The sequence below is a fragment of the Pseudomonas sp. SWI36 genome (assembly GCF_002948105.1).
GTDB lineage: Bacteria > Pseudomonadota > Gammaproteobacteria > Pseudomonadales > Pseudomonadaceae > Aquipseudomonas > Aquipseudomonas alloputida.
The window spans coordinates 335228-360739 of sequence record NZ_CP026675.1 but is presented as its reverse complement, the minus strand read 5'-3'; the positions used below and the strand labels follow the sequence as shown (position 1 = coordinate 360739).

Sequence of the window (25512 nt, the reverse complement as noted above, 5' to 3'; positions counted from 1 at the left end):
GGATGGCGGTCGTTCGTTGGGGGCATTTTATACATGCCCCGAAATGGGCTGGCGAGTCGTGGTGCCTTACGATTTTTTACGCGGGGTAGCGACGAAATAGGTTAGGAAGTTATTAGTTAGATATTTACCATTGTCGCCATTGTATTTTTCTGCAGCGTCCGGCCATGCAAAAAAATGGAGTTCAGGTTTGTCATCTGTCTGTCCGGTTTTACGATCTACTAGATAAACTCTTCTGGCTCCTGTTCTTAGTATTCTGAATGTTTCTTTTACAAAATAGTGAGTCTGCGGGTCAGTTTTTGGATCGTAGGATGATGATAGGCGCCCATTGCGGAGGGAAAGATTATCATAATCTGCGATGCTCGGTCTGATGTACTGAATTAGGCCAGGTCCAATAGTTGCTCCAAAGTAGGCATTATTAGTTTCGTTGTGAAAAATAAAATTTTCTATGTAATCGGTTGTGGGTAATATTGCTTTGTTCCATATGGAGTGCTGGGGGCTATCGCTACTGCAATCGCCTAGAGTGTTTTTCGTGAGGGGTTTTTTTGTAGGCCAGTCACCGATGTTAAGAAAGGTTATCTCGGGTAAGGTTGAGACTAATGCCTGAGAGAACTTGGCCTCATCCACTTTAGTCATGAATATTAGAAGGGTTGGGGTTTGGTTTGTCATGCGCGGTTACCTTATAATTATTTGGCCCGTAGGCATGTTTGTAGTATTTAGCGTGCCGCTCGGCACAACCTTCCCCTTGATGACGGTAATTACAATGGAGTTGGGGTCTTGTTGGATAATTCGACTTGCATTATCCCATTCGCGTTTGGACATTCCGTTCACACTCCCTTTATCAACTGTTTGAATGTATACTGTTCTGCCCTTGGAGTCTATGAATGTCATGTCTGTGTAAGAACCGCCGCTTCGGCCGGGGCTGCCGTGAAGGGGTCTCAAATATGTTTCTCTCAGCTCAATACCAGTGCCTACCTGTCGTCCACCTTCAGAGTGGTGGTGTGGAGAGAGTTTGTTGTCACGCAGGAATTGGTCTCTGACAGCATCCATATGTCGTTTGGTTGCTGCATTTCCTCGACGACACAATCCAAGCGGGTCAATCCACGTGAGTGGGTTGGGAGCATATTGATAAAGGTTGAGCCCGCCGCTGAGTCCTATCGGATCTGTAGTAGCGAATCGACCAATGTCAGAGTCATAGAATCTGAGTGTATTGAAGTGTAGCCCAGTCTCACGGTCATAATACTGCCCTTGACGATGCAAGTTTTGCTCGCTGGCTTGTTGCAGGCTATGCCACTCATCAAACGGTTGTCCCCAACCTTTAAAGTCACTTCGCCAGATCGCGTTGCCAACAGAATCAGTCAGTTGTACCGGCAGGCCGGCCAGGTTGGTGTGAAAGTAATGTGTCGTTTCACTACCCAATTTGCCGTCTATGCGTGCCAGCGGTTCATAGCTATCCCGATTCGCATACACATACAAGCTAGCCAGCCCACTCTGCACTTCTTGCAGCAAGCGCAACCCTTGCCAGTGAAACAACACCCGCCGACGCGGTTCTGGATAGTCCCTCTGATAAACCTCCTTGCTGATCCGCCTCCCCAACGGGTCATAGGCAAACACCACCCGCTCACGCTCGCCACTGCGGTACTGCTCCACGCAAACCAGCCGCTGCTCGGCGTCATACTCGAAATACTGCACCCAATTGCTGCCGATCCGCTTCTCGCACAGCCGCCCAAAGCGGTCATAGCGGTAGCGCTTGTCCTGATACACCAACACCCGGTTGTGCTTGATCAGGCCATTGAGCTTGGGGCCGTCGAACAGATTGCCGGCCTTGTCGTACTTGAAATCCTCGACCTGCGTGGCTTGCCAGTTGGGGCGTGACTGCTGAACGGTTTGCAGTTGCTCGTTGAGGTCGTAGCCGTAACGGTTGTGTCCCGAATAGGTCTTGCCCGTGTGGGGTAGGTCATGAAAGCGGCCGATGATCTGTTCGAGATGCGCGTTTTCGTCATTGGCGGCGTTGGTCATCCCTCGGCGCTGGGTCTGGGTCAGTACCTCGGCAATCAGGTTGTCGCTGGCATCGTAGCGATAGGCCTTGTCCAGCAGTGGCAGCACTTCAGCAGGGGCATCGCGGTAGTGAATAGCCTTGCCGGCCAAGCGACCGCTGGTGTCGTAGCGCGTGCGGGTGACCAGTTTGCCTTGGGTGCGCAGGACCTCGTCGTGCACCGCATCACGCTCGAAATCACTGATCACCCGGCCGTTCAGGTTGATCTGGTGCAGGTGCCCGCTGCCGTAGTACAGGTGGTTGAGTTCGCGTTGGTCGGGCAGGACCAGCGTCTGCAGGTTACCCAGTTCGTCATAGCGGTACTGCAGCAAGCCAGCGCTGTTGGTTTCGCTGAGCAATTGTCCGTTGGCGTCGTAGGTGTAGTCGAGTTGCTGTTTTTTTCCTTTATTGTCTGTGAAGGTGATGGACAGCAGATTGTCGGCCGCGTCGTAGCGGTAGTCGGTGGTGCCATCTTCAGTGCGCTTGCTGACAAGCCGGCCGATTGCGTCCCGCTCGAAGTCGTGGCGGATGGCAGCCGTCCGTGTCGGCGGGGCGTTGTCGGACAGCGGCGGCTGCTCGTCAGGCGAGGGCACATGGGTAAGACGAGTGACCTCATCCAGCACGTTGTAGGCATAGAGGCGGCCACTGCCATCCAGGTCTTTTTGTGCCACCAGCCGGTCCAGTTCGTCCCAGCCGAAGCGGTATGACTCGTCATTCTCGTTGGTAAGTTGCAGTAGCCGACCATAGGCGTCGTAGCGGAACTTCACGCTGTAGCCCATGGCGTCCGTGCGTTCGACCAACCGGCCGCTGGGGTCGTAGCGAAATTGCAGGGTTTTCTGTGCAGGGTCGATATAGCGCGTCAGCTGACCGGCAACATCGACCTCATAGCGGTCAATGCGGCCGTCCGGGCGTTCGCTTTGGACCAGATAACCACGTGCGTCGTAGCGGAAGTGGGTGTGTTCACCCCGGGCATTGATGCTTTCGCGCAAGCGGCCATGGGCGTCGTAGTGATACAGCGTCTGGACATTGCTGCAGTCGCGGTAGCTGAGCAACTGACCGCACGTGTTCCAGCTCAGGTACTTGCTCTTTTCGAGGGCATCGGTGACCTGGGTAACACGGCCTTCCGGGTCGTATTGGTACTGTGTCTCGCGCCCCAGCGGGTCCTGCTGCCAGAGCAGATTGCCGTGGCTGTCGTAGCCGTATTGCCGAGTCCGTCCGGCTGTATCGGTGACCTGGACGGGCAGTGCCCAATGTCGCAAATATTTGATGTGTTCGCGGCGGCCGAGGGGATCGCGGGTTTCGATCAGGCGGCCGATGTCGTCGTAGCTGTAGCGCCATTCACCCCCTTGCGGGTCGATGCGCTTGATCAGCTGTCCGGCGATAACTTCCGCCAGCCAGCAGTTGCCCTGAGGGTCGATGTGCTTATAGACCTCGTACAGTGGCCCCCAGTAGTAGTGATCACGGCGGCCGAGGTTGTCCGTGACGAGGGTTTCACCGACTTCCAGGTTGTACTCGAACCGGTACTCTTCACCATCGCTGCCCCAGTGGCGAATCACCCGCCACTCGTGATCGGGTTGGGGCTCCAGCAGTGGAGGCAAGCGGTAGGGCGTACCGTCTAGGCGCTTGGGGGCAGGGCGCTTTTCAGGAATGGCGAAGCGCGCCCATTCGTATTCGCGGACAGCACCGCTAGCCAGTTGATGGCTATTGAGATAGCCCTCGGGGGTGTAAGTGAAGCGGCGGACTCGTTGACCCGTCGCATCCAATACCTCATGCAGTTGCCCGTTGTCGGTGTAGCGATAGCTGACCAGCAGTTCGCTGCGTTCTACCGTCGGTGTTCCACCATTTTTCAGGAACACCCGTGATACCTCACTGACACGCTGGGGATGCCTGGCGGCATAGTGAAGCTGCACGACCGTTTGGCCGTACTTGTCATAGAGGGCTTTCAGGCGCCCTTGTTCGTCGTACAGCAGGTCGAGGCAATTGAGATTGCGGTCGCCGAGCCTGATCAGCCGTGAGCGTTTCGGATTCAACGGGTCGGTATTGAAGACCCGATAAAGCCCTTCATTGATATCTTCGACAACGGTCTGGCCGTCCTCCAGCTGGAAGAAGGCCAAGCCGTCCACGGCACTGACGAAGGCATCACCGGCACTGAGCCGGCCCAGTTCCAGTCGGTTACCGTCGTTGTCGATGTAGATCCACAGCGTACCGCCTTGAGGATGTGGGACGCGGGCCAGCTCCACTTCATAGGGGACGCTCCAACCCATCCCCAGTAGACCGTCGCTACGCATGTCCCTGCTGTCGTAGCGCCGTGCCCATTGGATGCCCAGCAAGCCTGGGAGATTGAAGTCGATGTCCTCCGGACCCTCCTGCAGCTTGCTCCCTGTGGCAACGGCAACCGGGTTGCCTAATGTGCACCCTTTGATGCGGCCAAACCTTCGGGAGATAAGCATCCCCGCAATAATCCCGGTAAACATCGCAATCTTGCTCTTGCCGTTGCGAATGTCCCGGACCGTCGCCGTACCGCCACCAATGCGCACATTGGGCGATACGTTTTCATTCACATCAATCGTGGCATCGCAGGTGGTCTTGTCACCTGAACGCGCTGCGGGTTGGCCATTGATGAATACCTTGTCCGAGCCTTGCGCAATGAAGGTGTCGGGCAGGGGCGGGTGGCGCGAACAGCTGATCTTGTCTCCTTCAGCGGGCTCCGAGCCTGGGTCGGCCGGTGTGGTCACGGGCGGGTTGAAGATGTCACGTATGGCCATCCCCAGCCCCACGAACGGGACGAGATAAGGCACCGCAGCCATGGCCATGGAACCGACGTTCTCCAGGATGGACGGTTCCTCTTGTTCAGTATCGGCTGCGCCGCCTCCAGGTGGGCCAGTGATGCCGGCCGCGCGCGCAGCGGGCTCACTGTTAATGAGCACATTGGTTGACCCGCTCGCGATTTTTCCGTAGGGATCGGGCGAGTCCACACTGTTGCCAAGGCTGTCGCAAAAGCTGGAGATGGCATCGCCGACAGTCTGGTCTTCGCCGACGGAAAGGGTGCTCATTGCGCCGACTGCCACACCCGCGACTGCGGCGATGGCGACTCCAGCCGCACCGCCAGTGGCTACGGTGCCAACAACGGCCAAGCTGATGGCTGCGGCGACGGCTGCGGTGGCCGCTGCATAGATAACGGCCTCGGCAACTGCGCTGATCATTTCAGCGGCAAGCGATGGATGAAGAATTGCGTCGCCCATTCGGGCGGCGTGAACGGTCTGCGCCATTGGCGGTAAGCTCCTAGCAATCCGAAAGTCCTTGTCCTGGTGCGTGGAGAGGCTCAGGCAAATCGGAGCTCGTCTTTGAGAGCGCGCCAGTGGCTGATATCGTCGTCACTCAAAGGCCCTGGCTTGCTGTAGTTGAGCACCAGCATCCGTTGCTGCCCCGGTATCAGGCAGGCCGCCTGAAGCTGGTAGTGGGGCTTGTCGCCGACCATGAACTGGATGGCCATTTCCCGACTGTCGATGGGATGCTCATTGCTTCCAAGGCGGGTCACTTTCGCGGGCGTAATGGTCAGCGCCTTTGACTTCTTCCGTAATAGGTTCAGTTGGTCGTCCAAGGCCTCATCCAGGGTCTTGGTGTTTGCAACAGGGCTGCGAGCAATCACCAACGTGGTTTGTCTGTTGGGGAAGCGCAGCATGTTCAGCGTCGAGTCCTCGTGGGCTTCATCACCCAGATTGAGGATTACATCGTGCGTCAGGTATCGGGTCATCTTGGGTAAGTCCTTTTTGAGTTCAGTGCAGGGTGGCTGGGCGAGCGCTAGTCGAAATGCCCATCCACGTCAGCCTTGAGTGAGTCACTGTCGCGCCCGTTCGCGCCCGCACCCGCCGAACTACCCGTTGGGTTGAGGTCGAGCTTTGCCGCCAGGGTGTTGATCTGCCCGGTCTGTTGTGCGGTGAAGTTGAAGGTCTCGCAGGTGATGTTCAGCGTGCCATTGGCGTGCATTTCGATAAGGGTCTTGCCGCACTTGAGGCGCAGCGTGGTGCCCGCTTCGACTTCGTAGTCGCCTGCGATGAGGTCGTTTTTGCCACCCCCCACTTTCACGGTGTCGTTGGCCTTGACCACGCGCAGACGATTGCGGCCAATGGCGACCGATTCGTCCTGGCCAACCTGTTGGGTGCGATCGACGCCCACAGAGAGGGACTGGTTGTGATTGACCAGAGTGTTCTGATCTCTCTGGGCATGGATGAACACTTCCTCCTTGCCCAGCTCATCCTCGAAACGCAGCTCGTTGAAACCTTCCCCCTTGTGGGTCTGGCTCTTGATGGTCATGCGTGTTTTGTGATCGGGCAGGTCGTAAGGCGGCAGTTGGTCACCGCAGTAAGTGCGCCCGGTGATCATCGGCTGGTCGGGGTCGCCGTTGACGTAATGGATGATCACGTCCTGGCCGATCCGAGGAATGGCCATCGAGCCCCAGCTGCCCCCCGCCCAGCCTTGAGACACCCGCAGCCAGCACGAACTGAACTCGTTGTTCTGGCTTTCGCGGTCCCAGGGGAAACTGACTTTTACCCGGCCCCATTCATCGCAGTAGATTTCCTCGCCAGGCGGGCCGACGACGGTGGCCATGTGCGGCCCGTCGATTCGCGGTTTTTTCAATGGCGCAGGGCGCCATTCGGTCCGACCGGGGACCAGCACTGCGGTCTGCTCGTAGCGCGTGCTTACATCGACGTCGGCGGCTTCTTCCTGCAGGCTGGTGAACTGGTGGCCTTTATGGGTAACCGTGTTCACCCGCCAATGCACATTGAGGTCGTCACGTGGGTGACCGGTCAGGGTGAAACTGAGCCCCGGTTGCAGGCGCACGTCATCGCCCTGGACCTCGGCAATACGCACATCATGGCGCAGCGCTGTGATACGGTTTTCAGTGAAGGGCTTGCCCACGGCATCGCGTTTATAGCGGCCGGGGTAATCGAAGTATTCGTACTCTTTGCTCTGGTGCTCCAGGAAGGGCCCGGCGGCTCTGTGCTCCTGGCGGTAGGCCGGGTTGGTGAAGGTGTGGTCGCGCTGAACCTGTCGAGCGGTGCGCACCTGCTCGCTGTAGCGCAAGCGGCGAAGGCAGGGCATGGCTTGATCGCCACCGCTGTTGGCTTGGTACAGCACGCTGTCAGGGCCTACAGGCTCATCGTCATCGAATAAGCCCTCGTCTTCATCGTCGGCCTTGACGGCGCCATGGCTGATCAGTCCGAGGGACTGCAGCCGATCGGTGATGATCAGCTTGTGCAGCTTTTCACTGTGCGCGAAGCGGTAGACGAAGCCTTCTTCAGCGGCCAGGCGGGCGATGAACGCCAAGTCCGTCTCACCGGCCTGAACGCAGAATTCGCGCACCTGATGGTCCATGCTGGCGCGCAGTTCGTACTGGTCAATGCCCTGGCGCTTGAGCATCAGCTCGAGAATTTGCGGAACGGTCTTGTGCTGGAAGATGCGCCAGTTCGAGCGCAGGTTGGCCCGTGCCAGTTGGGGCTCGACCAGCGCGTGATAGTAGGTGCGGTAGAAGCCGCTTTCAGCCTGGCTGAAACGGCTGACAAGGCCGTGCACGTACCGTACCGGGCGTTCGCCCTCCAGGATGGTGAAGAGGACGGGTTTGTCGAGCAAATGGCCGAAGTCGATGTCGTTTTCGAAGCTGATCAGTTTCAGCTCCAGTTCAAAGGGTGCGCTGATGCCCTCGCGGAGTTCGAACGACACCACCTCGAATTCAGCTTTGCCAACGAGTGCCTCAAAGCTGTAGCGCAAATCAGATTGGCTAGGCATAAAAGATCCTTGTCCGCCGTCTGAATCAACACAAAGCCCGGGCGGGCATGGCCTGCCCGGGGCATTTGCACAGGTCAGGCGGCAGGTGCGCGCCAGTCGTCAGAGCCTTCGGTATTGGCTACATCGTGAGCCCACGTGATCTTTCGATAAGCCAGCGATACTTCAACCAGTTGGGTGTAGTTTTCATTGTCTTTGTCGAGTGCGTGGGGAAGCACGGTATTGATGCTGACGATGGTGGCGTCTTCGAGCGTGGTGGTGAAAAAATGCTCTTGTTTGCCTTCCGACGAGGTGCGATACCAGCTGACCTCGACCGTTGGCAGCATTTCGCCGGTGGCAAGTGCCTGATACATCAGGGGGGTAGCTTTGTTCAGTGAACTGGTGAATATGAAAGGCTTATGCACGCGCTGGCCACTCGGTTGACCGCTCTGGGGGTCAGTGGGCGTAGTCACCTCATGCTTGATTTCCTGAACCAGAATCTGATCTTCATGGCCTTGTTGGAACACGTTGCCGACGGAGTCAGCGGTGAAGGCGCCAGCGGTGATGTTGCCTTGGGTCTGGCCTATGATCTTGATGTAAGCGGGTGTTGGCATGGCAGTTACTCCTGCGTCCATGTGGGTAAAGCACGCGCACCACAGGTGGCGTGGCCATCGGAAACGATGGGCTTGTCAGCGAGGCAAAAACCTCGCGAATTCGTTGAACTCAGTGGTGCTGTGTCACGGTTGGCTATTGCTGCAAAATGCCGTTCAGCGACTCCAGCACCTCGGTTGTGATCAGGTGCAGGCGGTAGCTGTAGATCCCGTAGGCCACCGCCATGGCGATGGCGGAGATGACCAACGGGCTCCACCACGGCCATATCCGGCTCATGCGGAAGTTCTTTGGGGCGACGTTGGTGTAGGGGTCGCAGACCTCTTCTGGCGTAGGGCCGCGCAGCTCACGGATGATCCCGTGGAGCTGGTGGATCAGGGCGTTAAGTGACTCTTCGCCCTTGGGGGCGATGGCGTACTTGCCCTTCAAGCCCAGGCACAGGGCGAAGTACATGAACTCCAGCACGTCCTGATAGCGCTTGGGCTCCTGCATCAGGCGGGAAAGCACGGTGAAGAATTTTTCCCCGCCCCAGGTCTCGTCGTGGAAGATGCTGAGCAGCGGCTCGTGGCTCCAGCAACTGCTTTTGCCCCAGGGCCGATCCATCACCGCTTCATCGATGTACAGGCACAGGCCGTAGGAGTACGCCAGCAACTGAGCGGGCTCATAGCCGTGCTGGCGTATTTCTTCCCGGATGCTGTCGATCTGAATACGTACTTGCTGATGCACATCTTTGATGTTGGGCAGTTCATCAAGCGTGCGCAGGCGCATGACCAGCCCGAACAAGGGCGCTGCGGCATCCAGCATGAGATTGGCGCAGCCACCCCGGAGCTGAAACTCCGGATCCGCGGGGTAGCCCTGATATGCAGGTTCCGGCTTCTGCTCCTGTGCAGATGCAGTGGAAGCTGCAGGTGCGGGTGCGGGTGCGTCGTTGGGCAGCGACTTCTCAAGCATCGAGTGCAAATCCGTATCCGCAACGTGCTTCGCGTCGTTGAGGGTAGGGTTACTGTTTTCCATATCATTCACCCCTGATCGCCCAGAACTGCAGTTCAAGCCCTGGGAACTCACCTGCAACGTGGAAGCCGAAGCCGTTGGCCGTCTTCATGCAGGCCCAGGCGGGGTCACGGCGGTCCAGTTCGAAGTAGCTGAAGCCCGCATGGAAGGGCAGGTCGCGTGGTGCAACCGGCAGGGGCAGCAGCGGGATGCCCGGCAGTTGCAACGGCACCAGGTCATTCAAGGATTCGAGTGAGGTGACCTTGGCTTTCTGTATGAACATCTGGCGCAACGTCTGCGGCGGCAGGTCGGCGCGCACGGCGACGATGAAATCGGCTTCGTCGATCAGGCGCCGGTCTTCCAGCGTGGTTGTCATCACGCCAAAGTCCAGGGTTTCCAGCGGCAGTGACACGGCGCGGGGTTGCAGGACCGTGCTCAGGGCTCGACGGAGCGTGTCCTCCAGGGGCTTGAACGAGGTACGCAGTGCGGTGTGGTGGTAGGCCGGGTATTCCTGCGGCAGCCGGTTCTCGTCGGTGAAGGTGACGAATTCACCACACGCCTGGCTCATGGACAGGTACAACTGCTCGGGGTGTGTTTGTCCTTGCCTGGCCAGGTGGTTGAAGCACGGCCACCAGCGGTTCATGGCCTGCAGCAGGTTGAAGTCACGGATGTCGGCGATACCCGACTGGCCCGAAGCGCCAATGCGGGCGGCAAGATTGCGCGCACGCTCGCGCAGGGTATTGGTGATTTCTTCAAGACAACGCTGAAGGGCCGGCACTGCCCGCACCGAAACGCTGGTGGGGTAGAACGTTTCATCCAACTGCAGGCTACCGTCGGGGCGCCGTTCCAGGATACGAGCCACGGCCAGGCGGGTGTAGGCACTGCTGTCATCGGCTTTACGTTTGAGCTGCAGGTTGGGCACGGCCAGGTCGACCTGCACCAGGTCACCGTCGGCGCTGTGGGTATCCTTGATTTCCTGTGCCTGGGCGGTATAGCGGAAGTTGGCGGCATTGTCGGGCCAGCTCACTTCACGGCCGCCCTCGGTCCGCAGCGGCAAGCACAGGAAAATCTCGCTGTCTTTCGAACCGTCGTCCTCGATTTCCAGGGGTGGCGGCGGAGGCAGATCGGCGGGAATATCGAACACCGTGCCATCGGGCATGATGCCGCGCGCCTTGGTGATGGCGACCTTGCCCAGGCTCAGGTATTCGGTGCTCAGCTGCAGTTCGCTGAAGCCGTAGAAGGCCGCGTTTAGGCTGCCAAGGCGTTGATGCAAGGCCGCTTCACTGGCCCGCGCAGCTTGTTGGAAATGTTGCGGTTTGACGAACAGGCCTTCGGGCCACAGAACGGGGTTACGTGAACTCATGAGCGCTCCGTGTCAGCGTGAGTAAGGGGGATAGGGTGCAGAGGCGCTGTCATTCCTCCTCCTTGAGCAGGATCTGCGCGTCATTGACCAGCACTGAGAGAATGATCTGGTGGCCGCGTGGCGGAATCCGCAACACGTGCTGCCAGGTCGCGTTCTCCTGGTTTCTGTAGTCGCCGATCACTGCGACGAAGCGGGTCTCGGGCTCGATGGGCTGAAACGGTATGAACTTGAACTGGCCTGGGTTCAGCAGGTAATCGTCATCGCGGATGTAGGTACTGCGCAGTGCCTTGGCGGGGTCATCGTCCAGCAGTTGGTACACGCTGTTGCGCAGCAGCGAGTCATCGCGCAGTTGCAGGATCTTGATGGCAATCGGTGTGGCGACAGGCCCGCTGGCTTCGGCCTTGCTGCTCGGCAGTGTGAGCACCACCGTGGGGTCGTCATAGCTGCCGGGCGAGCTTTCTTCCATCGGGGAGCGAGCCCATTCGCTTTGGTCCTCTTCGCCGGTTTCCACGCGGGACATCGCGGGGAATTGCGCTTGCAGGTATGCGAGCAAGGTCCCGACTTTGTCGGTCAGTGCGTGCGGATCGCCGGCGCTCAAGGTGACTGCATAGGGGCTGGGTTCCAGGATGCTCTCAGGGATGGCCGCCACGTCGACACTGTTCGGGTTGCTGTTGAGCGTTGGGCTGACGTTGATGCTGAACGCGACTTGGGTGGGGTCGTCCTTGGGCGGCCCGATCGGTAACGAGTGATCCAGCACCACCTTGGTGGCTCTGCTCAAGGACGTGCAACCTGGCAGCCCGACCAGCACGATCAGCAGAGGCGCCATCAAGAAAGCCAGGCGGCTCATGGGCGCTCTCCCGCCGTCAGCTGTTGCAGCGGGGCCGTGGTTGATGGCGCCGCCTCAGCCAGCGCCTTGAACGCTGCCAAGGGGTCTTTGATCACCCAATCGGCCCCGTCGCTGCCGATGGTGCCGCCCGTGCGATCAAACCGATGAGGCAGGGTGACGGTATGCTGCACCTGGTCGAGATTGATGATGCACAAGGTCAAGGTGCTCATGAGCGCCCCCGAAAGCGGACAACGGGACTGATCTGGCCATCGTGGTCATCGACGAAGCTGGTCCAGCCCAGGTAGGCGCCTTTGCTGCGGTGCAGGCAGAACGGCGACAGTGCGTTCTTTTTCAGGCGCAGCTCCAGGTCATACGCCAGGCCATCGCGCAGCAGAAAATCAATCAAGGCGCGCAAGCGACCGAAGTTGATGCCGCTGGGCAGCAAGTCATGCAGCTGCGCCTGGTCGAGTTCGCTGATGAGGATGGTGAATTTGCTGCTGCGGGTGCGGGTGCGGCTGCCGACCATGAACGTGCTGCCAAGCTCGCCGTTGCTGCGCCCGAGGCTTACAAGCTGTTTGCTGTTGGTGGTGACCGAGCGCGTCTCGAATTCGCGGATCTGCACGTGCGTCAGATCGAAGCAGTGGGCGATGATGCCGGCAACGGTACCCGGTGCGCGGCTGCGGCTGGCGATAACCCCGGCAAAGCTGAGCAGGCGGCTCCAGGGCAGTGTCGTGTCGCCGCGCAGCTGTTTGTCGTTCAGCCCGAGCAGGGCAAACATGTACTGGGAGAACCCGTCGCGCGCACCGGGTTGAAAACGGATGTAATAGCGGTACTTGCGCCAGATCCGGTGCAGCAGGCTGAGCAGGTAATGGTTGAAGAAGTCGAAGAAGGCAGGCCGCACGCCTACACCCTGGGCATGTTCATAGGCCACCTGTTCCAGGTAATAGGTGGGCAAGGGCGAGTCGGTACCGTGCAGCCCCATGAACGTGGTGCACACGCGATAGCGCTCATCCTCCCCGGGCATCCGCTCGGCCTTGTACACATCAGAGACGGGAAAGGTCAGGCGCGGGTCGCTGGCCAGCCGCACGCGCAGCCGGGTGGCCTCATCCGCCCAACGCGGTTCCAGGTCGTCCCCGTGCAGGCCATGCAACCGCTCCAGCAACTGGAAGAAGTTGTACTGGTGCGCATTGGCGAGCAGCTTGTCGGCTAGATCAGCGGTTGCTTGCCGGTCTGGATGGGCCATGTGTAGTGCTCGTTGTTGGTGGTGTTGATCACTTCCAGTTGATGGAAGGAATTGATGCTGGCGTACAGGGCGAAGAAGTGCGCGAGCACGCAGCCGAACAGGTAGAGGTCGCCTTCGCAGAGGAAGGCCGCCTGGTCCAGCTTCAGTTGGGTGTGCAGGCCTCGTATGGGTTGCCCCTTGATCAGCCAGTCCATGGGCTGCGTGTGGAGTTCGCGGATACCGTCGAGACGTTTGCCGGTGGTGCGCGCTTGCTGGATGTCGTGCAACGCCGCGAAGTCGTAGGTGCGAATCACCGCCTTGAGCGGCTCGACCGACAGCAGCGACAGGTAGTTGAGCGACATGTTGGAGATCAACGCCCACTGCAACTGGCCATCCAGCACGGACCGGTAGGGGCGGGTGGGGGCGCAGATGTTGGTATAGGTCGCCAGGGGCGGCGTGACTTCGGTGAGGACGTTGATGTCATCCACGCCCAGCGCCAGCGGCAAGTCCCTGTTGGTGCAGGTCAGGTCGATGGATGCAGTTTCAAGCTCGCCTATATAGCTGTTGGCATCGGCGCGCACGAAGGCGATGCGGTGGGTCACGCCATCGCCGCGCAGGGACTCTTCGAGTTGGTAGCGGTAGTACAGCGCCGTGCGGCCTTGGACATGCTCGATTTCGTGGGCGAACGACTCGAAAGGGCGAAAAGTCCGCAGGTGCTCGCCGGTGCTTCCGTCAGTGGTCGTTCGGGTGCTGATGACTTCATCGACACTGAAGATTTCGTAAGCGGACTGCTCCTCGCTTCTGGGCTTGAGCTCGACCTGGGCAGCCTCGCTGGCCAGGTCGATGGGCTCGGCACTGTGCTTGAACAGGTTGACAGCCGGGGTGCAGAACAGGCTGAAATCTTCTGTGCCAACGCGAAGGGGTTCTGGCAGTTGACGCGTGAAGTGGAACTCGATGCCCACCTGCTGGCAGGCTTGCGCCGGCCACAGCTTTTCCAGGCCGGTAATGCTGAAGAAGTGGAAGCGCTTCGGGAACACGAAGTATTCCTGCAGGATCCGGTAGCCATCGAACACGTTCCGCGGGTAGGGCAGCAAGGCCTCCTCAGGGCTGAAACCCGGGAACGCGATGCTGTTGGCCGGTAGCCGGCGCACCTCGCCGTCCATGATCACGCTGACGTGTTTGAGGTATTGAGCAATCCATAGATAAAGCGTCAGAGCGGTGCGGTTGTCGCCGCTCAGGTGGAAATCCAGACGGGCGCAGCCCAACGTATTCAGTGGCCGTTCGACCAAGGTTTGCAGGCCGATGCGAACCACAGAGCTGTCGAGTGTCTGGGTTGCGCTGACGGCGCTGATTTCGACCGGATGAAGGCTCACTCCCGTGCAGGTACGAAACTCGCAGGGCACGCCGTCCACGGGTTTCGAGAACAATCTTGCACCTTTGAGAATGTGCTGTGACTGGCTGAGCGATTGTTTGCGTGGCGAGAACTGGATGATCGTCGCGCTGGGCAGTGGCCGCAGGTAGTTGGGCCACAGTATCTGCAGCATGGGGTGGGTGAGTTCTGGCAGGTCATCTTCCAGCTTCAGCCGAAGCTTGGCCGTTAGAAACGCAAAGGCTTCCATCAACCGCTCGACATCGGGGTCGCTGCCCGCCTTGCCTAGCAGCCGGGCAAGCTGAGGGTTGTCCTTGGCGAAGTCGTTTCCCAACTCGTGCAGGTAACGCAGTTCTTCGCTGAATCTGTCCTTCAGTGACATGGGTCACCTCACTCGGGTGTAGCGGTTGTGTCCGTTTACCAGCAGCTCCAGCTGCAACTGCTCTGCCTGGTTGTTGACCTGCACCTGGCAGTCGAGCCTGAAATGCAGTTCCAACGGGGCGTGACAATCCGGTACCGCTTTGAGCGCGCGCACTTGGATGCGCGGTTCAAAGCGCTGGAGGGTACGGCGGATATCGGCGCTCACTTGCTGCAGCAGGTCGCCACTGCTGACGTCATGCCCGTTGAAGTCGCGCAGGCCAAGCTCGGGGCTGCTCTGGGAGCAGCCTTGGCGAGCGTTCAGCAACGTTTCGAGGTGGCGCTTGATGGCCGCGAACTTGTGCGAAGCGCTTTCCTGGCGAGACGGCTCCCGGATGGCGGACGGGTCCGCCATCAAGCGATCGAAGAAACCACTCATTGCGTGTCGAGCCGGCCTACCAGGGAAATTTCGAAGTTCGCGCCCATGTACTTGAAGTGCGGGCGCACGGCGAGCGAGACCTGGTACCAGCCCGGATCACCCGCCACGTCCGAGACCTCGACCCTGGCAGCACGCAACGGCCGACGGCTGCGCACATCGGCCGAAGGGTTTTCCTGGTCGGCGACGTATTGCTTGATCCATTTGTTGAGTTCGGACTCAAGGTCCCGTCGCTCCTTCCAGCTGCCGATCTGCTCGCGCTGCAACACCTTGATGTAGTGGGCCAGGCGATTGACGATGAACAGGTAGGGCAGTTGGGTGCCGAGCTTGTAGTTGGTCTGTGCCTGCAGGCCTTCGGGTGTCTTGGGGAAGTTTTTCGGCTTTTGCACCGAGTTGGCTGAGAAGAACGCGGCGTTGTCGCTGTCCTTGCGCATGGTCAGGGCGATAAAGCCCTCTTCGGCCAGCTCGAATTCCTTGCGGTCGGAAATCAGTACCTCGGTAGGAATCTTGGCCTGCAGTTGGCCCAGCGATTCGTACAGATGTACCGGCAGGCCTTCGACGGCACCACCCGATTGCGGGCCGATGATGTTGGGGCACCAGCGGTAGCGGGCAAAGCTGTCGTTGATGCAGCTGGCCAACAGAAAGGCTGAGCTGCCCCACAGGTAATTGTCGTGCCGGCCGTTGATGTTCTCATCGTAATTGAAGCTGCTGATCGGCTGGTCCTGGTGATGGTAGGCGGAGCGCAGCATGAAGCGCGGCCCGGTCAGCGCGATGTGGCGGGCATCTTCGCTCTCGCGGAACGCACGCCACTTGGCATGCCGTGGGCCGGCGAAGATGTCTTTGATTTCTTTCAGATTGGGTAGCGCTTCGAAGCTGCTCAGGTTGAAGAACTCCGGGGAGGGTGCCGCAATGAAGGGCGCATGCGACATGGCACCGACGGACGCCATGTAGCTCAACAGTTTGATATCAGGCGAAGAGGGGCCGAAGTTGTAGTTGCCAACCATTGCCGCGACCGGCTCGCCACCGAACTGGCCGTAGCCGGCGGTATAGACGTGTTTATAAATACCACTGCAGGTAATGTCGGCGGCGTTCTCGAAGTCATCGAGCAAGTCTTCCTTGCTGACGTGCAAGACTTCGAGCTTGATGTTCTCGCGAAAGTCCGTACGGTCGACCAGAAGTTTGAGGCTTCGCCACGCGGATTCAAGTTGCTGGAACGCGGGTTCATGCAGAATGGCATCCATCTGCTTGCTGAGGACCCGATCCAGCTCGGCAATCATCTGGTCGACGCGGTGTTTGTTGATCAATTGATCTGGGTCATGACTTTTCAGAATTTCGGCAATGAAGGCGGATACACCCTGCCTGGCCACTTGGTAACCCTCTTGCGTGGGAACCAACTTGGTCTCTGCCATGATCTGGTCGAGCAAGGTGGCATTGCTCAGTGTTTCGGCCTGTGTTTCAACAGTGACAGTTGTGCTTGGCTTTGGCATGGGGACGCTCCGTTGTCTCAGTCGGCTTTTGGCGCTTCAAGCACCAGGTCCAGTTCTTGCGCGAGTTGCTTGCGGGCATGCGCGTCGTTCAGAAGCTGCTGCAGCTGTTTGCGGAAGGTGGGCACGTTGCCCAGCGGGCCTTTCAGGGCGACCAGCGCTTCACGCAGCTGCAGCAGCTTGTTCAGCTCGGGCACCTGGCGTGCGATGCGGTCTGGCCCGAAGTCCTGGATGGACTTGAATTGCAGGTTGACTGCCAGCTCTGCATCCGGAGTAGCGCCAAGCGCAGAGGGCACCGACATGGCCAGGCTCACATCGGCGTCGTTCAACACGTTGTTGAAGGTGTGTTTATCGATGCGCATGACCTGACGGTCTTCGAGGGAGCGGCTGTCGTCGAGGCCGAAGTCACCCAGCACCATCATCTTGTGCGGCAGCTCTACCTCGGCCTGCTCGTCACCGGTGGCGGGCACATATTTGATGTTGATGCGTTCTTTGGGTGCAACGGAGCCGGAGGATTTAGTCATGGTTATATATCTTTTTTAGTGTGGGGTTTATATGTAGGACGCTTCCTACAAGTAAGCTTGCGCGTTAAACGTTTAATAAACATGATTTCTGAGATTTGAGTTGTTCGTTGCGTAAAAACCATGCGCTGGATAATCGTCGAGCGTCGAGTTCAAATATGTAACAAAATAAATTCTTGAATAGAATTGAGTTTATGTACTAGCCTCTTTTCCGCTGTTGGGATGGCTGGGTTAATTCACGGGCATGTGTACGATTGAGTGGGAGAGTTAAGGTGAGATGATTATTCGTTATGCAGGTGGCGTCGGACTTTCATTCCTGTTCTTGTTAATGCCTGCCTTGACCCGTGCATCGCAGGACTGCCCACGGATCGTGTCCAATATCGAACGCCTGGCGTGTTTCGATCAGGCGGCGGGTACGCCGGGATTCACGCCGCACCGACAGTGGTCAGCGCAGGAACTGGAAGCGCCCACGTTGCGTCGCGTATTGATCCATGAGACGGGGCGGGCGCCCGAGGACTTGATGTTTCGCCTCAGGTCTGAAGAAGGCGGGCTCCTGATCTCTGCACCTGCGATTGCTTCAGTTGCACCGCACCCCTACCTGATCATCAGCTGCGTGCAGAACATCTCGAGGTTGCAACTGGTCACCGCCCAACCCGTCGATGCCAGCCGAGTGCAGGTGCGGTTGAGAGGGGAGCGGGGCGCTACTGTACCCACACCGTGGCAAGTGATGGAAAACGGCCAAGTGCTCGACGCCGGCAGAGGCTTGCCGGGTATCGAGCAGATCAAGCAATTGATCGGGGCCCATCGCATTCACGTAGAGAGCGACAACCCTGCCGTTGATGGACTCGTTTTTGACGCTCAGGGGCTGGACCCGCTTATCGACGAGGCTCGCAAGACATGTCGCTGGTAGCTGAGGTCGAGGCGCAAGAAATCACACGGTTGCTCGCACCCATCGATGCCCAGGTACCGGCGGGGCTGTTCGATGGGGAAGACGAAACCTACCAGGCCATTGACCAGGAGATGGTCAAGCTGGGTGGGCTGCAGGAAGCGTCTATCGACTGGGACTACATCGAGGAGGCCTCCGGTCAGTACCTGGAGCGACAGTGCAAGCATCTGCGGATCGTCGCGCACTTGAGCGTTGCGTGGCTGCGCAGTGGTTGTTGGGAGCGCTGGGGGTTCACCTTGGCGTTGCTGGGCGGAATGATCGAAGGCTATTGGGAAACCGCTCATCCAGCGCCTGGCCCGAAGGGCTTCCTGACCAAGCGCAAGGTCGTTGGCCTGGTGCTCAATCGCTTGATCGATGCGCTGCCGCGCCTTGATCGTTTCACCTACACCCCGGCTCACGCCGCAGCGGCGAAGGGTGCATTGGCCCGTTTGCTACGTCAGCAGGAAGCCGCCCAGCTTGACCCGGCTGTTCTGGGTGAGCTGGAGCGCCTGTTGCGTAAACACACGGCGCTTGCCAACGGTATTGGCGAGTGCGATGCGCCCAAGGCCCCGGTGGAGAGCCCCCAACCTGCGCCGCTGGTGGATGTCATCGCCACGCCGAAACCCTGCATGTCGATCGGTAACGAGCGCGAGACGCGCCGAGCCATCCTGAGCATGGCCGAGCTGATCAACCAGCAGGACCCTTACGACCCGACCGGCTACCAACTGCGTCGCTTCGGTCTGTGGGCCCACATCCAGGCCGCACCGCAAACCCGGCAGGGCAACCGTACAGAGTTGATGGCAGTGCCGCGGGATATTGCCAGCGACTACGAGGAGGCCATCGCCGGTACCGTAATCGACGCGGCGTTGCTCCAGCGGGTTGAAAAAAGTGTGTCGGCTTCGCCCTTCTGGATTCGCGGCAGCTTCCTTGCCGCAACCGCCGCGTCGCGGCTGGCGATAGGCGAAGTGGCTGAGGCCATCCGTGCGGCGACCGCTCGTTTCGTGCTGCGCATGCCAGCGCTGCAGCAGCTGTGCTTCAGCGACGGTCGGGTGTTTGTCGACGACCAATGCCTGGCCTGGCTCAAAGGGGCAGACGGGCAATCCGAGCAAGCCGGAGCTTCCCAAGAGTTCACCAGCCTTCGCGAAGAACTGGTCAGCCAGCTGGAAAGCGGCGGCGTAGAACCGGTGTTGCTAAGGCTGCAGGGGATGCAGGCAGATTTTCGAGCCCCTCGCGAGCGCTGCCATACCACCCTCATCGCAGCGGACCTGTTGGCCGCACGAGGCGTGTCCTGGTTGGCCCAGGACCTGTGCGCCGGGGTAGCGCGCACGATGCAGCAAACCACCGCCAGCGACTGGGAGCCCGAGGTATTTCAGCGGCTTCAACAATACGCGTCCTCCCACGTGCTGGCCGATCGGAACAAGGAGCAGGAGCCTCGATGAATCAACTCTGGAAGTACCTCAAACGTTGGGGCTGGCCGCTGATGACCCGTATCGGTCTGGCAATGCCGCTGCTACTTGGGCTTGGCGCTGTGCTGATGCTGGTCGCCATCTGGTGGCTCGGCCCGCAATGGACGTGGCGCGATCAGCAGCCGTTGGCCAGTGTGGCGCATCGTAGTATGGCCAGCCTGGTGTTCGTGTTGGTGGCGCTGTTGTGCTGGCTGGTTGTCTTGAGAACGCGCTTTCGCCGCTTGCAAGCAGAACGTCAGCAGGCGATGGCTGCCGAGGTGGATCCGGCGCAACCGTTCGTTCATGCACAAGAGAAGGCGTTGAGCCAAGCGCTTGCACGCTACCTGGACAATGCCGGTGGGCGTCGCGCGCTGTACCGATTGCCGTGGTACCTCGTGCTGGGCGCCAGGCAGGCCGGCAAGAGCAGCTTTATTGACTGCACCGATCAAAGTTTCTCGTTGACCCGCATCGACAAGGCGCAGGCACGGGGACGGCCAGCGCAGGCGCTCGCCTACCCCGTGGGGTGGTGGATCAGCAATGACGCGGTGATCATCGACCCGCCCGGTGCCTTTATCAGCCAGAACGGCCCCGCAGATTCGCTGGGCAGTGACTCCACTGACGTTGAGTCTTCGGTACCGTCTGGAACCCAAGCCAAACTGTGGCAGCATCTGTTGGATTGGCTGCAGCGCAATCGAAGCCAGAGAGCCCTAAACGGCCTGGTGCTGGTTGTCGACCTGCCCGCGCTGCTGCACGGTACCGTCGAGCAACGCACGGCACTTGCCCACCTGCTGCGCACACGTCTTTACGAGGCGAGCAGCCAGTTGGGCTCGCGCTTGCCGCTGTATGTCGTGTTGAGCAAGTTCGATCTGCTGGACGGCTTCGACCAATTCTACAGCAAGCTTTCGGCCGCCAAGCGCAACAGCCTGTTTGGATTCACGTTCAAGCTGGATGCTGTCGACACCTTCGACGCTTGGCTGGGCGAGTATGGCGAACACTATGATCGGTTGCTGGAGCAGCTGTTCGAGCAGGTGATCGATCGTCTGGACGTGCAGGGTAGCCCTGCGTTGCGTTCACGTCTCTACTCACTGCATAGGCAGTTGCTCGGGTTGCGTCCAATACTGTTGAGCTTTCTGCGCGAGACCTTGGCAAGTGACCGTTTCACCACCCCGGCGCTGGTGCGCGGTGTGTATTGGTCGTCAGTCGTACAGCACGGTGACGTGCGCAACGCCTTTGTCCGTGAGGCGGCGCAGCCTTACAAGACCAGCCTCCCCTTGCTGGAGGGCAAGGCGCAGGGCAAGGCGTTGGCCTACTTCATTCAACAGGCCTTTGGGCGGGTCATCTACAAGGAGGCCGGCCTTGCCGGCGACAACGTCAGGGTGGCACGGCGCAAGCGACAATTGCTGTGGGTGGGTGCTTCTGTAGGCGTTCTGGCCTTCTGTATCGCTATTGCCAGCTGGCATCGTTACTTCGACATCAATGGCATCAAGGCCGCCAGCGTGCTGGCCAAGAGCCGGGAGTACAGCCATCACGAAGTGGATCAGCGTCTGGACCCGACCGGGCGCAACTTGCTGGAGCCGCTGGACCAGATCCGCGATGCGGTAGCAGTGTTTGGCGACTACCGCGCTGCGTGGCCGGGTGTTGCTGATCTGGGGCTGTACCAGGGCCGTGCCATCGGGCCGACCGTGGATGAGGCGTACCTCAGTTTGTTGTCCAGGCGTTTCTTGCCTGCGTTGGCCAGCGGCGTGATCGATGCCATGGATGCGGCGCCCCCCGGCAGCGAGCAGCAAATGGCCGCGCTCCGGGTTTACCGGATGATCGAGGATCGCCGGAACCGCCGAGCGGAATGGGTCGAAGACTGGATGGCGCGACAGTGGCAACAGGCCTTCCCCGGCCAGGGGCAGCTGCAACGTGACCTCATGCGGCACCTGAAGTATGCCCTGGCCTACGCGGATACCGACCTGCCGCAGTATCGCCAGCGTGTCAGCGACGTGCAGCAGACCTTGCGCAAGGTGCCGTTGCCACAACGCGTGTATGCAGGCCTGAAGCAGCAGGCCCAGGAGCAGTTGCATACCGGTCTGGACCTGCGTCATCAGGTGGGGCCTGCGTTCGATGTCGTTTACCAGCTGTCTTCCGGCTCGAGCCAGGGCGACAATGGTGTTTTGCTGGCGCCCATGCTCACCGCCAAAGGCTTCAAGGAGTATTTTGAACCGCGTAGTCAGCGCTTTACGGAAATGGCAATGATCGACCAGTGGGCACTGGGGGAACGTGCTCAACTGGACTACTCAGATGCCGACCAGGCTGCGCTGAACGAGCGCCTGCGCAACCTGTACAGCGCCGACTACATCGACAGTTGGCGTCGCGCCTTGAACGCATTCTCCGTGGCGGATTTTCGAGACCTGGATCATGGCATCACGATCCTTGAACAGTTGGCCGGGCCAGCGGCGCCGTTGCACCGATTGCTGGAGACGGTTCGCGACAACAGTTCGCTGTTATCACCGATGAATGTTGGCGTGGCGGATGAGACCCCCTCGCTTGTTTCGGTCAACAGCAAGCCCGAGCAACAACAGGCGCTGGCCATCCAGCGGGCGTTTGCAGGCTTGAACGCCATGTTGCACGCTGCAGGCGAAAAGCCGAGCTACTACGATGAAACCCACGCAGCCATAGCTGCCGTCCACGACTATGCCAAGGCGGTACAGGGTAGCCCAGACCGGGGCAAGGCCGCGCTGCACGCGGTGCATCAGCGCTTTTCAATGACCGGGCACGACCCCATCGGCACCTTGCAACGCGTCGCCACTGGCTTGCCGGAGCCAATCAATCATCACGTCAGAAAGGTGGCAGAGCAAACGGCGCAAGTGCTGAACGTTGAAGCGCTGCGCGAGCTGGAGCGACGGTGGGATGCTGAAGTCTACAGCTTCTTCCAGCAGCGCCTGGCCGAGCGCTACCCATTCGTCGTCAGGGCACCCGACGCTTCGCTGGAAGACTTTGAAGCGTTCTTTGGACCGAATGGGCGACTGCAGCAGTTCCAGGATCAATACCTGAAGCTCTTCCTCAAGGACAATCTGGAGGCCTTGCAGGCTGGTCTGCAGGGGCGTTCCCTGATCCGTACTGATGTGATCGAGCAGCTGAAACTGGCTGATCGCATCCGCGAAACGTTCTTTGATCAGCGCGGTAACCTCAGCGTGCAGTTCAGCATCGAGCCATTGGGGCTCAGTGCAAATCAACGCACCAGCCTGCTGGATCTGGATGGGCAGCTGATTTCCTACACCCACGGCCCAAGCCAGATCACCGGTATTGTCTGGCCCAATACCTTGGGGCAACACGTGCGCAGCAACCTGACCCTGCTCAGGCAGAACGGCAATAGCAGCAGCCTGGAGTATCGAGGGCCTTGGTCGATGTTCCGCCTGCTGAGCCGCGGTTCGCTCAATGGACGCACGGCAACCAGCGTGGACCTGAGCTTCAGGACGGGTGATGGTGTGATGCGCTACCGGCTGAACGCGGAAAAAGCCTTCAACCCAATTACTCAACAACCGTTCAAAGGTTTTCGGTTGCCCCGAGGGTTGTTGCAACAGCCAGCGAGGGTGGCGTTGGTCGAGCAGGCGGATGTGCCTGTCATGTAAGCAGGAGGTGGTGCAAAACGAAGCGCGAGTCCAGGCACGGCATTACTGTACCCAGGCTATCGAGCAACTGAAGTCGGGCATACGCACGGGCAGGGACTTACAGGCATGTTGAAGCGCTGATCAAGCCCAGAACCCAACCAGTACCAACGCCGCCACACCCAGCCCGACCGCAACCGAGCAGCCACCCAGCGACAGCGCCGCCCGGCCTTGCCGATACCAGCCGTCATGGCCCAATTGCCGTGCCGGCGCCAGCAGGCTGCGCCACCGCAGTTCCGTATCGTGAAACGCCTGCAAGTTCGCCGTATCGGCATCCAGCCAGCGGCGGAAGTCGATACGCTCGCACGCCGTCACCTGCGGGCTCTGCAAGCGCACATACCATTGCCCGGCCACGCTCGCCAGCACATCCCGGCGCGAGCGGCCGGCTTGCAGCGCCTGGCCCATGTTGCGCTCGATACTCGCCAGTGGCAGGTCAAGGCGCACAGCAATGCTGGCGAAGTCCAGCTGATCGAGGCGGTTAAGCAGGAATACTTGCTGTACGCGCCGTGGTAGCCGCTTCAGTGCATGCAGCAGGGCATCGTCGGCATCATGCTCGGTAGCAGGAGTGGGGTGCTCAAGGGGCAGCAGCAGACGGGTCATGGACAGCTCCTTGCTCTATAAAGGGGAGGAGGGGGCATCTTCCTTGATGCGGAAACAGCTTAGTGGAAACGAGATTGATTCTCAAGTGCTGATTCCGCAAAGTTTTGTAACGAGCGTTCACGCCCTGAAACACCTTTGCTATCATGCGCGCCATCACGATCTTCATTAGCCTGAAGAGCCAAAAAAAAGACCCGGCAAAAAAGCCGGGTCAAAAACCGTGATTAGCCTGATGAGGAGATAATCTGAGAGCGACCTAAGCTTTCAGGTTATCCAGCGGATCTCGCGATCAGCTGAGTGCAATAATAATCGTTATCATTTGGCAGTCAAATGAATTTTCGCTAATCCGGTAAAAAAGTTTTACCGGCGCGCTTCCTTGTCCCGGCAATCGGGGCTTTTGCCGTTACGCGGCCATCACGTTCTCTCCCTCCTTTCTTGTCTATAAACCCGGTCACTCGGTGTGTTTGTGCTCCAGCAGGGCGCGAGCCATGTCCATCATGTGCATCAACGCGAACGTCAGTTCGCGCTGGCTGCCGTGCTGGTGGGTGGCGGTTTCCTGGGCGGTGGCCGCAGCGCAGCGCAGCAGGGCGATGGCGTGTTCCTTGGCCTGTTCGCCGGTTACGCCTTCGTGCAGGGTCCAGATCCTGTTGTCCAGGGTGGGCCGCGGTGGGTTGGGGTTGAGGTAATAGTCGAGCGCGCGGCGGGCTGCTTCGCTGTCGAGATCTGTTTCGTCGTTTTTCGGTAGTTTCATCCTGATACCTGCCGGAGCCAGTAGGGAAGGGGTCAGGTCGATGGTAATACCTACAGTATTTTTATTCTTCCCGATAAATAATACTGAATGTTTATTGAGCGCTTGAAGGCAGTCCGTATCGTGCCAGCGATGAATATGGATAAATGGATTGCCCTCGTCCGTGACCGGATGGAGGAGCTAGGGCTCACTCAAGAGCAGCTTGCCGAGCGCGTTGGTGTGTCTCAAGGCAGTGTCGGTCATTGGGTGAACAAGCGGCGTCAGCCGAAAATCGAATCGATGAACCGCACGTTCGTCGAGCTTGGAATGCCTCATTACAACGTCAGCCTGCAGCTGCGTATCCAGGGGCAGGTTGGCGAGGAGCGTAGTGTTTACGAGATAGCAGACGATGATGAACTCGACCTCATGCGGTACATCGTTTGCTTCCGTTACCCGGTGCTGGGTTGGAGTGAGTTAGAGGCTGCGACGGCTGTAGAGCCTGCTGTTTTCGAGCAGACTGACTACCTGGCACAGGGCAAGGCGTTCTGGCTAACCGTGGAAAACGATGCCATGAGCGCTGTCAGTGGCCGCAGTGTGCCGCAGGGCATGCGGATGCTGGTGGACCCAGGTGTAGAGGCTGAGGCGGGGCGTTTGGTTATCGCTCGTCAGCCGGGCAAGCCGGCGATTTTCCGCGAGCTGGCCGAGGAAGGTGGGCAGCGTTATCTGAAGGCATTGAACAGTAACTACCCGGCGCTGTTGTGCGAAGAGGGTTGCGAATTTCTTGGGGTGGTCGTGCGGGTGCATGGGGCCTTTTGAAAGGGTTTGAGGAGTGGCGGCTACGGTGAACGGCGGGTGGAAGTTGGCCAGCAGGGCCGGCCCTTTCGCGGGTGAACCCGCTCCTACACGCGGCCTGCGCCCAATCACCGATGTGTGTCCACCCCCGATAGGTGCGGGTTTACCCGCGAATACGGTGGCGGCAGCAACGGTGAACGGCGGGTGGAAATTGGCCGGCAGGACCGGCCCTTTCGCGGGTAAACCCGCTCCTACACGCGGCCTGCGCCCAATCACTGATGTGTGTCCACCCCCCGATCGGGCGTAGGAGCGGGTTTACCCGCGAATACGGTGGCGCCGGCAACAGTGAACGGCTGGTGGAGATTGGCCGGCAGGACCGGCCCTTTCGCGGGTAAACCCGC

Annotated in this window: 20 protein-coding genes; 4 read left to right on the top strand and 16 right to left on the bottom strand. The window is 59.5% G+C overall.

Features of this window, described 5'->3' with window-relative positions; genetic code table 11:
* Positions 1-66: 66 nt before the first annotated feature.
* From C4Q27_RS29235 to tssB, 14 genes are all read right to left on the bottom strand, one after another.
* A complete protein-coding gene (locus C4Q27_RS29235; protein WP_158666115.1) occupies positions 67-666 on the bottom strand; it encodes a hypothetical protein in 600 nt (199 codons plus the stop codon).
* A 6-nt stretch (positions 667-672) separates the two neighbouring features.
* Positions 673-5301 carry an RHS repeat-associated core domain-containing protein gene (locus tag C4Q27_RS01910; protein ID WP_256599944.1) on the bottom strand — a complete coding sequence of 1543 codons (4629 nt, stop codon included), beginning with the start codon at positions 5299-5301 and terminating at the stop codon, positions 673-675.
* 53 nt (positions 5302-5354) lie between these two features.
* Positions 5355-5786 carry a DcrB-related protein gene (locus C4Q27_RS01905; RefSeq protein ID WP_104886381.1) on the bottom strand — a complete coding sequence of 144 codons (432 nt, stop codon included), beginning with the start codon at positions 5784-5786 and terminating at the stop codon, positions 5355-5357.
* 47 nt (positions 5787-5833) lie between these two features.
* Positions 5834-7819 carry a type VI secretion system Vgr family protein gene (locus tag C4Q27_RS01900; RefSeq protein WP_104886380.1) on the bottom strand — a complete coding sequence of 662 codons (1986 nt, stop codon included), beginning with the start codon at positions 7817-7819 and terminating at the stop codon, positions 5834-5836.
* A 74-nt stretch (positions 7820-7893) separates the two neighbouring features.
* The gene (locus C4Q27_RS01895) at positions 7894-8409 is read right to left on the bottom strand and encodes an Hcp family type VI secretion system effector (protein ID WP_003251355.1); all 516 of its coding nucleotides are present in this window, start codon (positions 8407-8409) and stop codon (positions 7894-7896) included.
* Positions 8410-8542: 133 nt separating this feature from the next.
* Positions 8543-9418 (bottom strand): type IVB secretion system protein IcmH/DotU, encoded by an 876-nt coding sequence (gene icmH / locus C4Q27_RS01890; protein WP_104886379.1) that lies wholly within the window; start codon positions 9416-9418, stop codon positions 8543-8545.
* 1 nt (position 9419) lies between these two features.
* On the bottom strand, positions 9420-10757 hold the full coding sequence (tssK, locus tag C4Q27_RS01885; protein WP_104886378.1) for a type VI secretion system baseplate subunit TssK: 1338 nt from the start codon (positions 10755-10757) through the stop codon (positions 9420-9422).
* Positions 10758-10806: 49 nt separating this feature from the next.
* Entirely contained in the window at positions 10807-11604 is a 798-nt protein-coding gene (gene tssJ / locus C4Q27_RS01880) for a type VI secretion system lipoprotein TssJ (RefSeq protein ID WP_104886377.1), read from the bottom strand.
* Positions 11601-11813: a hypothetical protein gene (locus tag C4Q27_RS01875; protein ID WP_104886376.1), complete on the bottom strand. Its 213-nt coding sequence runs from the start codon at positions 11811-11813 to the stop codon at positions 11601-11603. The genes tssJ and C4Q27_RS01875 overlap by 4 nt, the downstream gene beginning before the upstream one ends.
* Positions 11810-12826 (bottom strand): type VI secretion system baseplate subunit TssG, encoded by a 1017-nt coding sequence (tssG, locus tag C4Q27_RS01870; protein ID WP_104886375.1) that lies wholly within the window; start codon positions 12824-12826, stop codon positions 11810-11812. The genes C4Q27_RS01875 and tssG overlap by 4 nt, the downstream gene beginning before the upstream one ends.
* Complete coding sequence (gene tssF, locus C4Q27_RS01865; RefSeq protein WP_104886374.1) at positions 12790-14556, bottom strand: type VI secretion system baseplate subunit TssF; 1767 nt, start codon at positions 14554-14556, stop codon at positions 12790-12792. Before tssF ends, tssG begins: the two co-directional genes overlap by 37 nt.
* A 3-nt stretch (positions 14557-14559) precedes the next feature.
* Positions 14560-14970, bottom strand: coding sequence for a type VI secretion system baseplate subunit TssE (gene tssE, locus C4Q27_RS01860; RefSeq protein ID WP_104886373.1), 411 nt, complete (start codon positions 14968-14970; stop codon positions 14560-14562).
* Entirely contained in the window at positions 14967-16454 is a 1488-nt protein-coding gene (gene tssC, locus C4Q27_RS01855; protein WP_104886372.1) for a type VI secretion system contractile sheath large subunit, read from the bottom strand. Before tssC ends, tssE begins: the two co-directional genes overlap by 4 nt.
* Before the next feature lie 17 nt (positions 16455-16471).
* Positions 16472-16975 carry a type VI secretion system contractile sheath small subunit gene (gene tssB / locus C4Q27_RS01850; protein ID WP_104886371.1) on the bottom strand — a complete coding sequence of 168 codons (504 nt, stop codon included), beginning with the start codon at positions 16973-16975 and terminating at the stop codon, positions 16472-16474.
* Positions 16976-17249: 274 nt separating this feature from the next.
* Here tssB and vasI point away from each other — a divergent pair, with 274 nt between their 5' ends.
* The 3 genes from vasI to tssM are packed head-to-tail and all read left to right on the top strand — an operon-like array spanning position 17250 to position 22959.
* On the top strand, positions 17250-17882 hold the full coding sequence (gene vasI / locus C4Q27_RS01845; RefSeq protein WP_177409985.1) for a type VI secretion system-associated protein VasI: 633 nt from the start codon (positions 17250-17252) through the stop codon (positions 17880-17882).
* Positions 17870-19336 carry a type VI secretion system protein TssA gene (tssA, locus tag C4Q27_RS01840; RefSeq protein WP_104886370.1) on the top strand — a complete coding sequence of 489 codons (1467 nt, stop codon included), beginning with the start codon at positions 17870-17872 and terminating at the stop codon, positions 19334-19336. Before vasI ends, tssA begins: the two co-directional genes overlap by 13 nt.
* The gene (gene tssM / locus C4Q27_RS01835; protein WP_104886369.1) at positions 19333-22959 is read left to right on the top strand and encodes a type VI secretion system membrane subunit TssM; all 3627 of its coding nucleotides are present in this window, start codon (positions 19333-19335) and stop codon (positions 22957-22959) included. Before tssA ends, tssM begins: the two co-directional genes overlap by 4 nt.
* A 120-nt stretch (positions 22960-23079) precedes the next feature.
* Here tssM and C4Q27_RS01830 read toward each other — a convergent pair whose 3' ends face one another.
* Positions 23080-23595: a DUF4880 domain-containing protein gene (locus C4Q27_RS01830; RefSeq protein ID WP_064491956.1), complete on the bottom strand. Its 516-nt coding sequence runs from the start codon at positions 23593-23595 to the stop codon at positions 23080-23082.
* 448 nt (positions 23596-24043) lie between these two features.
* A complete protein-coding gene (locus C4Q27_RS01825; protein ID WP_010954861.1) occupies positions 24044-24343 on the bottom strand; it encodes a DUF6124 family protein in 300 nt (99 codons plus the stop codon).
* 87 nt (positions 24344-24430) lie between these two features.
* Here C4Q27_RS01825 and C4Q27_RS01820 point away from each other — a divergent pair, with 87 nt between their 5' ends.
* Positions 24431-25135 (top strand): LexA family transcriptional regulator, encoded by a 705-nt coding sequence (locus C4Q27_RS01820; RefSeq protein WP_010954860.1) that lies wholly within the window; start codon positions 24431-24433, stop codon positions 25133-25135.
* Positions 25136-25512 lie beyond the last annotated feature (377 nt).